This is a genomic window from Microbacter sp. GSS18 (genome assembly GCA_029319145.1).
In the GTDB taxonomy this organism is placed as follows: domain Bacteria; phylum Actinomycetota; class Actinomycetes; order Actinomycetales; family Microbacteriaceae; genus Microbacterium.
Genome location: CP119753.1, coordinates 250,992 through 266,161, shown reverse-complemented (window position 1 = coordinate 266,161; position 15,170 = coordinate 250,992). Strand labels below are relative to the sequence as shown.

Annotated in this window: 10 protein-coding genes and 1 other RNA gene; 3 read left to right on the top strand and 8 right to left on the bottom strand. The window is 71.5% G+C overall.

Going from position 1 to position 15,170, the window contains the following annotated elements; genetic code table 11:
• Positions 1 to 16: 16 nt before the first annotated feature.
• From P0L94_01235 to P0L94_01200, 8 genes are all read right to left on the bottom strand, one after another.
• The gene (locus P0L94_01235; GenBank protein ID WES64707.1) at positions 17 to 2,536 is read right to left on the bottom strand and encodes a glycosyl hydrolase family 65 protein; all 2,520 of its coding nucleotides are present in this window, start codon (positions 2,534 to 2,536) and stop codon (positions 17 to 19) included.
• Positions 2,533 to 3,324, bottom strand: a complete 792-nt coding sequence (locus P0L94_01230; GenBank protein ID WES64706.1) for an HAD-IA family hydrolase — start codon at positions 3,322 to 3,324, stop codon at positions 2,533 to 2,535. The genes P0L94_01235 and P0L94_01230 overlap by 4 nt, the downstream gene beginning before the upstream one ends.
• Before the next feature lie 106 nt (positions 3,325 to 3,430).
• Positions 3,431 to 4,471, bottom strand: coding sequence for a hypothetical protein (locus P0L94_01225; GenBank protein ID WES64705.1), 1,041 nt, complete (start codon positions 4,469 to 4,471; stop codon positions 3,431 to 3,433).
• A 210-nt stretch (positions 4,472 to 4,681) separates the two neighbouring features.
• Entirely contained in the window at positions 4,682 to 5,914 is a 1,233-nt protein-coding gene (locus P0L94_01220; protein WES64704.1) for an acetate kinase, read from the bottom strand.
• Positions 5,915 to 5,987: 73 nt separating this feature from the next.
• Positions 5,988 to 8,123 (bottom strand): phosphate acetyltransferase, encoded by a 2,136-nt coding sequence (gene pta / locus P0L94_01215; GenBank protein WES64703.1) that lies wholly within the window; start codon positions 8,121 to 8,123, stop codon positions 5,988 to 5,990.
• Between the two features lie 103 nt (positions 8,124 to 8,226).
• Positions 8,227 to 8,323, bottom strand: an RNA gene (ffs, locus tag P0L94_01210) — signal recognition particle sRNA small type.
• A gap of 58 nt (positions 8,324 to 8,381) precedes the next feature.
• Positions 8,382 to 9,998, bottom strand: coding sequence for a DUF5671 domain-containing protein (locus P0L94_01205; protein WES64702.1), 1,617 nt, complete (start codon positions 9,996 to 9,998; stop codon positions 8,382 to 8,384).
• A complete protein-coding gene (locus tag P0L94_01200) occupies positions 9,998 to 10,453 on the bottom strand; it encodes a hypothetical protein (GenBank protein WES64701.1) in 456 nt (151 codons plus the stop codon). The genes P0L94_01205 and P0L94_01200 overlap by 1 nt, the downstream gene beginning before the upstream one ends.
• Before the next feature lie 192 nt (positions 10,454 to 10,645).
• On the opposite strand from P0L94_01200, the gene P0L94_01195 reads away from it, so the two are divergent.
• Genes P0L94_01195 through P0L94_01185 form a run of 3 tightly spaced genes read left to right on the top strand, consistent with a single transcriptional unit; the run spans position 10,646 to position 15,156 of the window.
• The gene (locus tag P0L94_01195; GenBank protein WES64700.1) at positions 10,646 to 11,641 is read left to right on the top strand and encodes a MoxR family ATPase; all 996 of its coding nucleotides are present in this window, start codon (positions 10,646 to 10,648) and stop codon (positions 11,639 to 11,641) included.
• 1 nt (position 11,642) lies between these two features.
• Positions 11,643 to 12,887 carry a DUF58 domain-containing protein gene (locus tag P0L94_01190; GenBank protein WES64699.1) on the top strand — a complete coding sequence of 415 codons (1,245 nt, stop codon included), beginning with the start codon at positions 11,643 to 11,645 and terminating at the stop codon, positions 12,885 to 12,887.
• A complete protein-coding gene (locus P0L94_01185; GenBank protein ID WES64698.1) occupies positions 12,874 to 15,156 on the top strand; it encodes a DUF3488 and transglutaminase-like domain-containing protein in 2,283 nt (760 codons plus the stop codon). The genes P0L94_01190 and P0L94_01185 overlap by 14 nt, the downstream gene beginning before the upstream one ends.
• Positions 15,157 to 15,170: the final 14 nt, after the last annotated feature.

Genomic DNA, 15,170 nt, shown 5'->3' with positions numbered 1-15,170 from the left:
GACATCGATCCGGGGGTCACACGTCCAGTCCGTGCTCGAAGTCGGTCACGCCGTCCCCGATCACCGGGAGCGACGTCGTGACGGCGGGCACGGATGCCGACAGCAGCGATCCGTCCTCGCGGCGCACGTTCGCGAACTGGCCGAGCGTCGGGCGGTCCGGCCGCACGGGGCCCTGACCGTCGAGCGGCACGACGAGCGTCTCTCCCCCGCCGACGACGTAGCCCTTGCCCCGCACGTCGAAGGCGACGGGGTCGCCCTCGCCCGCGACGAAGGTCATCTTCGTCCGCTCGACGGTGATGTCCAGGCGCGTCCCCTGCCAGTGGAGCACGTACCGCAGCGACGGCCACGACTCGGGCAGGCGGGGGTCGAACGTGAGGTCCCCGAAGTGGTCGCGCATGCCGCCGAAGCCGCACACCAGCGCCGTCCACACGCCGCCCGCCGACGCGACGTGGACGCCGTCGGCGGCGTTGTGGTGCAGGTCGGCGAGGTCGACGAACAGGGCCTCCTCGAAGTACTTCTGCGCGAGGTCCTGGTAGCCGACCTCGGCGGCGAGGATCGCCTGGACGACCGCCGACAGCGTGGAGTCCCCGGTGGTCAGCGGATCGTAGTACTCGAAGTCGGCGAGCTTGTCCTCGTCCGAGAAGTGGTTCCCCTGCAGGAACAGCGCCAGGACCACATCCGCCTGCTTGAGCACCTGGTAGCGGTAGATCACCAGCGGGTGGAAGTGCAGCAGCAGCGGCCGCTGCTCGCGCGGCGTGTTCTCGAGGTCCCAGATCTCGCGCTCGAGGAACACCGCGTCCTGCGGGTGGATGCCGAGGTTCTCGCTGAACGGGATGTGCATCGCCTCGGCGGCGCGCTCCCAGCGGTCGGCCTCGTCGGGGCCGAGGTTCAGGCGCAGCACCATCTCGCGGTACGCGTCGGCGTCGACCTCTTCCATCTCGCGCACGACGCGCGCGGCGACGCGCAGGTTGAAGCGCGCCATGACGTTGGTGAAGAGGTTGTCGTTGACGACCGTGGTGTACTCGTCGGGCCCGGTGACGCCGTGGATGTGGAACGAGGTCTCGACGCCGTCGGCGGTGCGCCAGAAGCCGAGACTCGTCCACAGCCTCGCCGTCTCGGCGACGATGTCGATGCCCTCGCGGAACATGAAGTCCTGGTCGCCGGTGGCGCGGACGTACTTCGCCACGGCGAAGCTGACGTCGGCGTTGATGTGGTACTGCGCGGTGCCGGCGGCGTAGTACGCCGAGGCCTCCTCGCCGTTGATGGTGCGCCACGGGAACAGCGCCCCGGCCTCGTTCAGCTGGAACGCGCGGCGGCGTGCGGCGGGCAGCATCAGGTAGCGCATGCGCAGCGCGTTTCGGGCCCACTGCGGCGTCGTGTACGCCAGGAACGGCAGCACGTAGATCTCGGTGTCCCAGAAGTAGTGCCCGCTGTAGCCGGACCCCGTGACGCCCTTGGCGGGGACCCCGAACCCGTCGGCGCGCGCAGCGGCCTGCGCGAGCTGGAACAGGCACCAGCGGATCGCCTGCTGGAGATCCGGGCGTCCGCCGATCTCGACGTCCGAGCGCTCCCAGAACGCGTCGAGCCACTGGCGCTGACGCTCGTAGTGGGATGCGACGCCCTGGGCCATCGCGCGGTCGATGGTCCGGCGGCAGCGGTCGACGAGCTCGCGGGCCGGAACGCCGCGCGACGTGTGATAGCTGACGAGCTTCGTGATCGTCGTCGGCACGCCCTGGACGGCGTTGACGCGGAAGACGTTCTTGGCGATGTCCTGCTCGATGAGCGTGCGCGCGTTGTACTCGTTCTCGGTGTCGATGATGTGATCCGAGACGACCGCGATCGTCATGCCCGACTCTGCCGCGCGGAACGCCATCGCCGAGCGCAGCTTGTCCTGCCAGTACTCCTGCGGCTGGAGTACGCGTTCGCCCGAGATCTTCTCGGCCTTGCGCGGATCGAAGCCGGCCTTCTTCGGAGCGGTCGGCGTGCCGCCGTAGACGTCCTCGCCGTCCTGGCGGTTCAGCAGCTGGCAGCTGACGGTCACGGGGGCGTCCGCGTTGAGGACCGTCACGGTCAGGCGCATGATCGCGAGGTGCTTCTCCTCGAAGGACACCATGCGGTCGTACTCGAGCTGCACCTCCTTGCCCGACGGCGTCCGCCAGCGCAGCGAACGCCGCAGCAGGCCGTCGCGGAAGTCCAGCTCGCGCCGGTACTCGGGGAGGTCCGCGATGTCGAAGGAGAGCGGCTCGTCGTCGACGTAGACGCGCATGGTCTTGGCGTCGGGCGCGTTGATGATGGTCTGGCCGATCTCGGCGAAGCCGTAGGCGCGCTCGGCGTGCCGGATCGGGAACGTCTCGTGGAAGCCGTTGACGAACGTGCCGTGCTCGTGCGCGTAGCGCCCCTCGGGGTGGTTGCCGCGCAGGCCCAGGTAGCCGTTGCCGGTGGCGAACAGGGTCTCGGTGACCCCGGTGTCGTCGATCGAGAACTGCGTCTCGACGAGCTTCCACGGGTCTGCCGGAAAGCGGTCGCGATCGATCATGCGGTGGCCTCCCCGTCGGTCGCGGCGCCGTACGCGCCGCGCTCCCCCGTTCCCACGGCGGGCACGAGCTCGGCGAGATCGTCGACGACCAGGTGCGCGCCGGCGTCCTCGAGCACGTGCGCGCCGACGCCGCGGTCGACGCCGACGACGAGCGCGAAACCGCCCGCGGCCGCCGACGCGACGCCGCTGAGCGCGTCCTCGACCGCGGCCGAGCGTCCCGGATCCACGCCGAGCATGCGCGCCGCCTCGACGAAGACGTCCGGGGCGGGCTTGCTGGCGAGGCTGTCGCGCTCGGCGATGACGCCGTCCATCACGAGCGCGAAGCGGTCGCTGATGCCCGCGGACGCGAGCACCTCGAGCGCGTTCTTCGAGCTGGAGACGACCGCGACGGGCGTGCCGGCGGCGGCGAGCTTGTCGAGCAGGTCGAGCGAGCCCGGGTACGGGGCGATGCCTTCGTCGCGCAGCACGCGCTCGAAGACGGCGTTCTTGCGGTTGCCGATGCCGCACACGGTGTCCTCGGACGGCAGGTCCGACGGGTGACCCCACGGCACCTCGACGTCGCGGGACCGCAGCAGACTCGCCACGCCGTCGTACCGCTTCTTGCCGTCGAGGTAGTCGAAGTAGTCCCGTTCGGTGTACGCGGGGCTGATGTCCCACTGCGCGAACAGCTCCTCGAACATCGACTGCCACGCGTGCATGTGCACCACGGCGGTCGGGGTGAGCACACCGTCCAGATCGAACAGGACGGCGTCGAACGTGGACAGGTCGGGCATCACGTCAGCGGACACGAAACCTCCGGCGTCGGCAGAAGACGGGTACAGGACGGCTCCTCATCGTGCCGTGGTGCAAGCGTAGTGCCGCGACGGGACCGCCGGTACCGCGCGCGGCCGGACCTCACCCGGCCGAGGCGGCCCACTGCTCGAGTGCCGACCTCGTGATGCCGAAGCGCGTGTGCCCCTGTCCGAGCCCGGCGGCCTCGATGATCTGCGCGGCCGAGCAGCCGGCGGTGTCCTCGATGCTCCACCCGGAGGCCGACCCGGTGGCGTCGACGAACTCGCCGGCGTCGTCGGCCCAGAACCGGTTCTTCTTCGGCGACGGCGGCTCGTCGGCCTCGCCGAGCACCGTGCCCGGGCACAGATCGAACGCGTCGGAGACACCGTCGCCGTCGCTGTCGATCGCAGAGAGGGGCACGCCGGCGCCGGTGCCGACGATGTTCTGCCCGAACCCGTTGCCGTCCGGGAAGAACAGCCCCACACGGTTCTCGTCGTTCACCATGTCGTCCAACGACCCATACGTCACGAACACCGCCGACGCCGCCGACTCCTCCTCCGCATTGAACAGACTCCAGAACGTCGACCCGTCAGAGCCCGCACCCACGATGTTCTGCCCGAACCCGTTGCCGTCCGGGAAGAACAGCCCCACACGGTTCTCGTCGTTCACCATGTCGTCCAACGACCCATACGTCACGAACACCGCCGACGCCGCCGACTCCTCCTCCGCATTGAACAGACTCCAGAACGTCGACCCGTCAGAGCCCGCACCCACGATGTTCTGCCCGAACCCGTTGCCGTCCGGGAAGAACAGCCCCACACGGTTCTCGTCGTTCACCATGTCGTCCAACGACCCATACGTCACGAACACCGCCGACGCCGCCGACTCCTCCTCCGCATTGAACAGACTCCAGAACGTCGACCCGTCAGAGCCCGCACCCACGATGTTCTGCCCGAACCCGTTGCCGTCCGGGAAGAACAGCCCCACACGGTTCTCGTCGTTCACCATGTCGTCCAACGACACATACGTCACGAACACCGCCGACGCCGCCGACTCCTCCTCCGCATTGAACAGACTCCAATAGGCCACGTCGCCGTCGCCGTCGGCCCACGCGCTCGCCGGGTGGAGCAGGGCCGTGGCGGCGAGCAGGATCGCGCACGCCACGAGGGCGACGATCCGGCGTCGTCCGGTCCTGGTCGCAGAACCACTCGGGGCACGGACGTCCCCGGAATCGTGCAAGGTCATCATCGAACGCCTCCGATTCCCCCGTCGGGTCGGGGTTCTCCGGACGCTACGCCGATCTCGCGGGGCCCGTCAACGGGGCCGCGACAGCACGGGCGCCGGCGCTCCCTGCCCGCACCCCGGCCGCCGCGGTCAGGCCGTCGCGACCGCCAGGGTCTGGCGCGCGATCTCGAGCTCCTCGTTCGTGGGCACCACCAGCACCGTCACGGGCGAATCGTCCGCCGAGATGACGCGGATGCCGCGACCGCGCGGGGCGTTGCGCTTCGGGTCGAGCACGACGCCGGCGAACCCGAGTGTCTCGAGCGCGGCGGCGCGCACGACGTCGGAGTTCTCGCCGACGCCGGCGGTGAACGAGATGACGTCGACGCCGCCGAGCTGCGCGATGTAGGCGCCCAGGTACGTGCGGATGCGGTGGATGTAGACGTCGAAGGCCAGCATGGCGTCGGGTTCGCCGCGCTCGCAGCGCTCCTCGATGTCGCGCATGTCGGAGACGCCCGCCAACCCCAGCAGTCCGCTGTGCTTGTTGAGGAGGTTGTCGAGGTCGTCGATCGACAGTCGCGCGCGGCGCGCGAGCTGGATGAGGACGGCCGGGTCGAGGTCGCCCGAGCGGGTCCCCATCACCAGCCCCTCGAGCGGAGTGAGGCCCATGGAGGTGTCGATCGACCGCCCGCCGTCGACCGCGGTCATCGAGGCGCCGTTGCCCAGGTGCAGCACGATCTGGCGCAGGTCCTCGTTCGGCCGGCCGAGGAAGGCCGCCGCGGCCTCGCTGACGAACTTGTGGGACGTGCCGTGGAAGCCGTACTTGCGGATGCGGTGGGCTTTGGCCAGCTCCCCGTCGATCGCGTAGGTGTACGCCGCCGGCGGCAGCGTCTGGTGGAACGCCGTGTCGAAGACCGCCACGTGCGCCTGCTCGGGGAACGCCGCACGCGCGGCCCGGATGCCCTGCACGGCGCCGGGGTTGTGCAGCGGCGCCAGCCGGCTGAGGTCCTCGATGTTGATCTCGACCTGCGGCGTGACCAGCGTCGGCTCGAAGAAGCGGGCGCCGCCGTGCACGACGCGGTGCCCGACCGCGGCGGGCGGGTGCTCGTCGAGGCTCGGGCCGTTCTCGGCGAACGCCTCGAGCATGACGCGGAAGCCCGCGGCGTGGTCGCGGATCGGCAGCTCCTGGACGTACTCCGCGTCGACGGCGGCGGGCGCGTCCGGCGAGGCGGCGAGCGCCGCCGCGTGCACCTTGTGCTTGGCGCGTCCTCGGTGCTCGCCGATGCGCTCGACCAGGCCCGAGGCGAGCACCGCCTCGGCATCCATGTCGATCAGCTGGTACTTGAACGACGACGAGCCGCTGTTGACGACGAGAACGGGGGTCATGCGGATTCTCTCCCTTGGCTGGAGCCGGCGCCGGATGCGGAGTCCTCCCGCACCGGCGGGATGGCGGCGACCGTCACGCCTGCGCCTCTCCCTGCGCCTGGATCGCGGTGATGGCGATCGTGTTGACGATGTCTTCGACCAGCGCGCCGCGCGACAGGTCGTTGATCGGCTTGTTCAGGCCCTGCAGGACCGGTCCGATGGCGACAGCGCCGGCGGAGCGCTGGACGGCCTTGTACGTGTTGTTGCCGGTGTTCAGGTCGGGGAAGATGAACACCGTCGCGCGCCCGGCGACGTCGGAGCCGGGCATCTTCGCGGCCGCGACGGCGGCGTCCGTCGCCGCGTCGTACTGGATGGGCCCCTCGACGAGCAGTTCGGGCGCGCGCTCGCGGACGAAGCCGGTCGCCGCGCGGACCTTCTCGACGTCGGCGCCCGACCCCGACTCGCCGGTGGAGTACGACAGCATCGCCACGCGCGGCTCGATGCCGAACTGCTGAGCGGTCGCGGCGGACGAGATCGCGATGTCGGCCAGCTGCTCGCTCGAGGGATCGGGGATCACGGCGCAGTCGCCGTACACCAGCACGCGGTCGGCCAGCGCCATCAGGAACACGCTCGAGACGACCGAGACGCCCTGCTTGGTCTTGATGATCTCGAAGGCGGGTCGGATGGTGTGCGCCGTCGTGTGCGCGGCGCCCGAGACCATGCCGTCGGCCATGCCGAGGTGGACCATCATGGTCCCGAAGTAGGACACGTCGGTGACCGTGTCGGACGCCTTCTCGAACGTGACGCCCTTGTGCGCGCGCAGCCGCGCGTACTCCTCGGCGAACCGGTGGACGTGGGGGGCGTCGAACGGCGAGAGCACCTCGGCCGCCTGGATGTCGACGCCGAGCTCGATGGCGCGGGCGCGCACCTCGAAGGGCTCGCCGAGGATCACCAGGTCGGCGATGCCGCGCTTGAGGACCGTGGCGGCGGCGCGCAGCACGCGGTCGTCGCCGCCCTCGGGAAGCACGATGCGGCGGCGGTCCGAGCGGGCGCGCTCGATGAGCTGGTACTGGAACATCAGCGGCGTGACGACGGTCGCGCGCGCCACGCCCAGCGCGTTCAGGAGCTCCTCGGTGTCGATGTTGTTCTCGAACAGGCTCAGCGCCGTGTCGTAGCGGCGCTGCGAGTCGGCCGCGAGGCGACCGCGCGTGTTCATGATGCGCACCGCCGTCTCGTACGTGTCGAAGCCGGTGGTGATGATCGGGATGCCGGCGCTCAGGCCCTCGAGCAGGCGCGTGACCGGCTCGGGGACTTCGAAGCCGCCGTTGAGCACGATGCCCGAGATCGACGGGAAGGTGCCCGCCGCGTTCGCCATGAGCACGGCCAGGAGCACTTCGGACCGGTCGCTGGGGATCACCACGACAGCACCGTCGACCAGGCGCGGGAGGACGTTGACCCCGCGCATGCCGGCGATGACGACCTTGAGCGCTTCGCGCGTGAGCAGCGCGGGGTCTCCGGCGATCAGCTCTCCCTCGACCGATCGCGACACATCGCGCATGGACGGTGAGACCAGGAAGCGGTCCTCGGGGATGGCCCACACCGGCACCTCGGCCGATGCCCCGCGGGCGTGGTGCACGGACGTGGCGATGGCGGCGATGATCGGCCCGAGCGCGTCGCCGTCGGCGCGGTTCGCGACGACGCCGACCAGCTCGGCGCGGCCGTGGGCGATCTCGGCGAGGGCGAGATCGGCGATCTGCCCCATCTCCTCGGGTGTGCGGGGCTTGGTCGCGCCCAGCTGTTCGGGCTGTCCCTGTGCGGCGCGACCGCCGATCACGAGCAGGACCGGCGCCCCGAGGTTCGCGGCGATGCGGGCGTTGTAGGCCAGCTCCGCCGGGCTGCCGACGTCGGTGTAGTCGCTGCCGAGGATGACGACCGCGTCGCACTGGGCCTCGACCGCTTTGTAGCGCTCGACGATGGTGGCCAGGGCCGCTTCGGAGTCGCGCCGGACGTCGTCGTAGCTGACGCCGATGCAGTCGTCGTAGGCGAGGTCGACGCCGTCGTGGGCGAGGAGCATCTCGAGCACGTAGTCGCGTTCGATCGTGGACCGCGCGATCGCGCGGAACACTCCGACCCGGGGCGTCGCGTGGCCGAGCGTCGCGAGGACGCCCAGCGCCACGGAGGACTTGCCCGAGTGACCTTCTGCTGACGTGATGAAGATGCTCTGAGCCACGGGCCCCAGCCTAGACTCGGGCTCGCCCGCTGTGGGCGGGACCTTCGACCCCCTCGACGGGCCCGGGTGCATCGCCGCGCACCCGCGGGGCCATCCCCGGGAAAAGTAAGACTCTCCGCGAACCCGGCAGAGCCTGGTTACCCTTGCTACGTTTCCGTCCTGGGGGAGTTGGCCTGGATGCCGCCTCGCGGAGAGCTGTCCCCAGTCTAACCCGCATGGGCGTGAGCGCCGAACCGGAGCGTCTCGCCGCGACCTCCGTCAGTCCGCGAGCGGGACCACGGTCGGCGCCCGCGCGCCGGCGGCGACCACCAGCACACGCGGCGCGGTCAGGCCGCGCAGCTCCTCCACCACGGCGGGCATCGCCTGCGGGTCCACCGCGGTGACGTCGTCGGCGGCGCGCCACGTCGTCACGCGGACGCCGGTCTGCTCGGTCAGATACGTCGCGAGGGCGTCGGCGTCGGCGGCGCCGACGAGCACGATGCGACCGATCGTCGGTCCGGCCTCGGGCTCCACGGTGCGGGCGAGGGCGCGATCTCGGCGCCACACGGCGAAGTGGTAGGCGAAGACGATCACGGTGGCGGCGAGGAGGCCGAACGGCGCGCGGACCCGCTCGACGAAGCCCGTGAACCCCGAGGGGTCGAGGACGTACTCGAACACGCGGAAGCCGATCAGCAGCAGCGTCACGATCGCGACGACGGCGCTCGCTCCGAAGATGACGATCAGGTAGACGCGGCGTCCCGTGTCACCGGCCGTCTCCGCCGAGACGGCGCGCGTCGGGCGCCATGCGATCCACCACGCCGGGAGCCCGACGACGAGCGCGCTCAACCCGCCCAGGAGGAGCGTCCGCGGGTCGTCGTAGACGAGCGTCGAGGTGAAGGTCGCCAGCAGGGCGTTGATGACGACCCCGAAGCCGCTCGCGGCTCCGATCAGGGCGACCGCCGATGTCACCAGACGCGAGGCGTCGGACGTGCGTTCGCCACGGCGCGCGAGCACCGGGGCGTGGTACGCCCACAGGACGCCTCCCACCAGCGCCGCCGCCGTCGCGGTGTCGAGCGCGCCCAGGATCTGCGACATCGGATCGGTGTCGAACAGCACCCGCAGCACGACGAACAGGATGCTGCCGACGGCGAACAGCGTCACGGCCGCGAGGGCTCCCACGACGATCACGAGCACGACGCCGGCGAAGGCGCCCGGGGCGTCCCTCCCCCGCTCGCGGAACCAGTGCCACCACCACACCGCCGCGCCGATGACGGCGCCGGACAGCGCCTGCAGGACGACGACGATCCACGCCGAGGTGCCCGCCAGCACCGGCTCGGCGAACGACAGCGCCTCCGCGACGAGGGCCGACAGCGCGTCGACGGCGCCGAAGGCCATGATCGCGAGCCCGTAGGCGGCTCCCAGCACGACCGGCAGCGTGGGCAGGCGCGTCGGCGAGATCGTGCGGCTGCGGTGCATCAGCCAGTGCAGCACCCACACCGCGGCCCACACGATCGCCGTCGAGAGCGCCTCGGGCTCCCATTCCCCGCCGATGCCCTCGGAGACCGCCGCGGCGAGGGCGCTGGTGAACATGACCAGCGACGTCGTCAGCGCGAGGGCGACGTACAGCGACCACGTCACGGCGCCGCGCTCCTCGGCGGTCGTGAGGCGCCGCCGCTGCCACCACCACAGCACACCCGCGAGCGGCCCCGCGATGAACGTGAAAGCCAGCGCCAAGGCGAGCCCGGCCTGATCCGACGCGAGTTCGCGGCTGAAGCCGATCGCGCGCTCGAGGAGCCCGGTGAGACCGACCGCCGTCACGACGACGAGCGCGAAGAGGATCGCGTAGACGAGGATGCGCCGCACCGCGGTCTGGGCGGAGCCCGGTGCCGCCATCATCAGAACGCCACCTCCTCGCACACCGCGAACTCCCACGGAGCGCGCGTGATGAGCCACTCGCCGTCGGCCTTGTCGAGGGTGAACTCGGCTTCGTAGTCGAATTCGCTCGACCCCAGCATCCCCGAGCCGTAGCTGGCGGCGACCTGCACGTCCACGCGTGCGAAATCGTCGCCCTCGGTGGTGTCCAGCAGCGTCAGCCGCAGGCTGACGGACTGCGTCGGAATCGTGCGGCAGCGGTCGGCGACATCCTCGGGCAGGTAGCCGAGAGCGGTGTCGACATCGCCGTCGATCACGGCCTGCGCATAGCGCTGCACGACGCCTTCGGGGGTGTCCGCCGCGTACTCGACGGGCCCGCTGCGCGCGAACACGGCGATGAGGGCGATGATGACGACCAGCGCGATCCCCGCCCCCAGGGCGATCATCACGACGCGCGACCGTCCACTCTGCTCGGTCATGGCACCATCTTCCCGCGCGGCGCGCGAAGTGATCCGGGTCGAACGTCCCCCGGCGCGTCGCCGCCGCGAACACGACGGCAGCGGCCCCCGCGGGCCCGCTCGTTGTTACGATCGACGAGCGGGCATGGGCGCCTGCGGACCGGCTCCTTTCGCCCGACGGCACTCCTGGAGGTCGCCTTGGCAGACACGACGATGACAGATGCCACGGCGAGCGCGGCCGTCACGGCCGAGGGCTTCCTGAAGCGGACCGAGAGCATCCTCGACGCCGTCGGCAGAGTCATCGACGGCAAGCCCGACGCGGTGCGGGGCGCTCTGGTGTGTCTGCTCGCGGAAGGGCACCTGCTGATCGAGGACGTGCCGGGCGTGGGGAAGACGATGCTCGCGCGCGCGCTCGCGGCGTCGGTGGACGCCAGCGTCCGCCGCATCCAGTTCACGCCCGACCTGCTGCCCGGCGACGTCACGGGCGTGTCGGTGTTCAATCCGGTCGAGCGCGAGTTCGAGTTCAAGAGCGGTGCGATCTTCGCCAACATCGTCATCGCCGACGAGATCAACCGGTCGTCGCCCAAGACGCAGTCGGCGCTGCTCGAGGCCATGGAGGAGGGTCAGGTGACCGTCGACGGGCGCAGCCACGTCCTCCCCGAGCCGTTCCTCGTCGTCGCCACCCAGAACCCGCTCGAGATGGAGGGCACCTACGCCCTCCCCGAGGCCCAGCGCGACCGCTTCATGATGCGCCTGTCGATGGGATACCCCGACGCCCAGGCCGAGGCGCTCATGCTCCGTCAGCGCGAGACCTCCAATCCGCTCGACGAGCTCTCCCCGGTCGTCTCGGCGCAGGAGGTGCTGGACCTCATCGCGTGGGCGCGCCAGATCCACGTGGCGCCCGCCATCGAGGAGTACGCCGTCGCCCTCGCGCGTGCGACTCGGAAGCACCCCGACCTGCGGCTCGGCGCGAGCCCCCGCGCGACGCTTCAGCTCGTGCGCGCCGCCAAGGTCCGCGCGGCGCTGGACGGACGGGGGTTCGTCATCCCGGACGACCTCACGGACCTGATCGCCCCGGTGTTCGCGCACCGGCTGATCCCCACCCGCACCGCCGGCACCGGCCGAGGCCGCAGCGCCGGCGACCACATCGCGGCGATCCTCGAGCGCATCGTGCAGACGGTGCGCGTCCCGATCGCCCCACGGTCCTGACATGTCGGGCGTCTGGCCGTTCACTCCGCGCGGGACCGGTGCGCTGCTGCTCGCCGTGGTCGCCTTCGTCGCGGCCGGCGAGCTGGGCCTGGTGGAGCTGGTGTACTTCGGCGTGCTGCTCGTGACGGTGGTCGTCACCAGTCTCGTGGCGATCTACATCGCCCAGCGCACCGACAGCGTCGCGCGGGCGCTGCATCCGGACGTCGTCGCGGTGGGCCGCGAGGCCGACGTGACGGTGCGGGTCGGCGCGCGCAGCGCGCTGCCGACGGCGACGGGACGCTGGCACGACGCCCTTCCGCCGGGCCTGGAGGGCGAGTCCGAGGGGATCTTCCCCGCGCTCGCCTCCGGGCTTCGAGGCGCCGAGCGCACCGTCGATCTGTCGTACCGCGTGCGCGGGGTCCATCGCGGCGTGTACGCGATCGGTCCGCTGTCGGTGCGGGTCCTCGACCCCTTCGGCCTCGTGCGGCGCAACACCGTGCTCGGCGAGCGCACGCGCGTCGTCGTGGCCCCCGAGGTCGTCGAGCTCCCGTCCTTGCGGGTGATGGCCGGCGACTCCGGCGGCATGCGCCATGTCACCAACGAACGGCTCGGACAGGGGTCGGACAACCTCACGCCCCGCACCTATGTGCCGGGCGACTCGATGCGGCGCATCCACTGGCGCGCCAGCGCCCACCACGATTCGCTCATGGTCCGCCAGGAGGAGCAGGAGTCGACCCCCGAGGCGACGGTCGTCCTCGACCGGAGCGTCACGCGGTGGGAGTCCGCTGCGGAGCTCGCGCCGGGAGCCGACCCCGGCTTCGAGGTCGCCGTGTCCGCGTGTGTGTCGGCCGCCGCGCGACTCGTGCGCGACGGGTTCGCCGTCGATGTCGCCGACAGCGACGGGCGGCTGCTGGCCGAGCCCATCGAGGGCGGCGACCTCATCGAGGTCGACCACCTCGTCGCCGACTTCGCCTCGCTCGTGGCGCGCCGCGAGGACGCGCTGCCGCGCCTCGCGAGGCTGTTCGCCGGAGCGTTCACCGGCCCGGTCGTCGTGATCGTCGGACGCTTCGACCCCGCGGATGCGGATGCCATCGCCTCGGTGACCCATCACGCGTCGGCGGCCATCCTGCTCGCGGTCGATCCCCGCGGCGACGCCCTCGAGCGCGCGGCCGCCCACGGCTGGCACGCGGTGCGGATCCAGCCGGGCGAGATCGCCGACGCGTGGACGGCGGTCGCCCAGGCGGGAGCCGGTCATGTCGTCCGCTGATGCGCGCGCACCCCGCCGCGGCGACCTGACGCTCGCGATCGGCTGCCTGGTCGCGCTGCTGGTCACGGTGCTGCCGCTGCTGCGGGTCGTCGCGCCCGGGCCGTGGCTGGCGGGAACAGTGGCGCTCATGACGGCGCTGCTGGCGACCGGCTTCGTCGCGCGCCGACTGAGACTGCCGGCCATCGCGGTCAGCCTCGCCGAGGCGGCCGTCTGGATCGTCGTCATGACGACGGCGTTCCTGAGCGGGACGGCCCTGCTGGGCATCATCCCCACGGTCGCCACCGTGCAGGCGGTGCCTGGCCTCATCGACGCGGCGATGACGGAGATCTACCACGGGATCGCACCGATGGCGGCGACCGCTCCGCTGGCGTTCCTCATCGTCGGCGCGACGGGGCTTCTCACGATCGCCGTCGACCACGTCGTCATCACCGCGCGGATGCCGCTGCTGGCCGCCGTGGCCCTCGTGATGGTGTCGCTGATCCCCGCGATCGCCGTGCCCGTGGAGCCCGACATCCTCGCGTTCGTGCTGCTGGCGGCGTGCATCCTCTTCCTCGTGCGCGCCGAGACGCAGTCCCGCACGCCCGGGCCCGCACGACGCGAGCGCGGCGCCGACGCGACCCCTCCGCTGGCCGGTGTGACGGCGACGGCGGCGGGCATCGGCGTGGTCGCCGTCGTCGTCGCCCTCGTGATCACGCCGGCGCTGCCCCAGCCGGTGCTCCGCGCCGGCAGCAATCCGTTCGGCACCGGCGTGGGCCTGGACGCGTCGCTCGAGCTCGGCGACGACCTGCGTCGTCCGCGCGAGATCGAGATCATGCGCGTGCACAGCTCGGCGCCGACTCCCCCGTATCTGCGCGCCACGACGCTGTCGGACTTCGACGGCGAGGTGTGGATGCCCGACGTGTCGCGCTCCATCCCGCTGGACGCGCCGAACGAGTTCGGCGACGTGTCGGTGGATGAGGACATCCGCGTCGACGAGTATGTGACCACGGTCGAGGTCGAGAATCTGTCGTCGACGTGGCTGCCGGTGAGCTTCCCCGCCGTCCAGGTCGACGGGCTCGCCGGGCAGTGGGCGGCGGTGCCGTGGAACCGGACCGTGATCGCGCGCGCGGGCTCGAGCCAGGGCGAGACGTACCAGGTGACCACGCATGTCCCGCGCCCGACCCTCGAGCAGATCCGGCTCGCGGACGCGCGGTGGCCGGGTCTGCCGAACGACACGACCGCCGTGCCCGCCGGCGTGCCCGCTGTCGTCGGAGCGCTGGCGCGCGAGGTGACCGCGGACGCGTTCACCGACTACGACCGGCTGGAGGCGCTGCAGTCGTGGTTCCGCGGGGCGGACTTCCGCTACTCGCTGTCGGCACCGGTCGACGAAGGCTTCGACGGCTCCGGCGCCGAGGCGATCGCGCAGTTCCTCGAGGTACGCGAGGGCTACTGCATCCACTTCGCGTCGGCGTTCGCCCTCATGGCGCGCACGCTCGACATGCCCAGCCGCATCGTCGTGGGCTTCCTGCCGGGGTCGTCGACGACCGAGGTGATCGACGGCGAGACCGTCCACTCGATCACGACCAGCCGCACGCACGCATGGCCCGAGGTGTACTTCGACGGCATCGGGTGGGTGGCCTTCGAGCCCACGAACAGTCTGGGCTCTCCGACGGCCTTCTCGGCTGCGCCGACCGATCCCCTCACCGGCGACCCGGCTGTGACGCCGTCGACGCCGGCGAACGCCTCGCCGACGCCGACCGCGGGTCAGGACCCGCGGGACGTGGGTCAGGACGAAACCGGGGCGGCATCGGGTCCCCTCACCGCGACCGGCACGGGCTGGCCGCCCGCCGCCATCGTGCTGCTGATCGCTGCGCTGCTGGCTCTGCCGGCGGTCGCGCGCGAGGTGCGCCGACGCAGTCAGCTGGCGCAGGCCGGCGACGGCGATGCCGCGGCGGCGTGGACGCTCGTGCAGGATGCCGCGATCGATCTGGGCATCCCGGTGCCGCCGTCCGAGACGCCGCGCGCGCTCGGCGAGCGCCTCGTCGCGCGCCACGGCGCCCCCGCTGAGCAGATGGGACGGTTGGTCGACGCCATCGAGCGGGCAGCCTACGCTCCCTCCCGCGCGCAGTACTGGGAGGGCGACACCCTCCCCGACGCGGTGCGGACGGTGCGCGCGGCGATGATGGCGCAGGTCCCTCTCACGCAGCGGGTGCTCGCGATCCTCGCCCCGCGGTCATTGGCGATCCGGCCGGGCACGGCGTACGCCGCCGCCGCTCAGCGGCGGCGTTGAGACCGCGAGCGTGA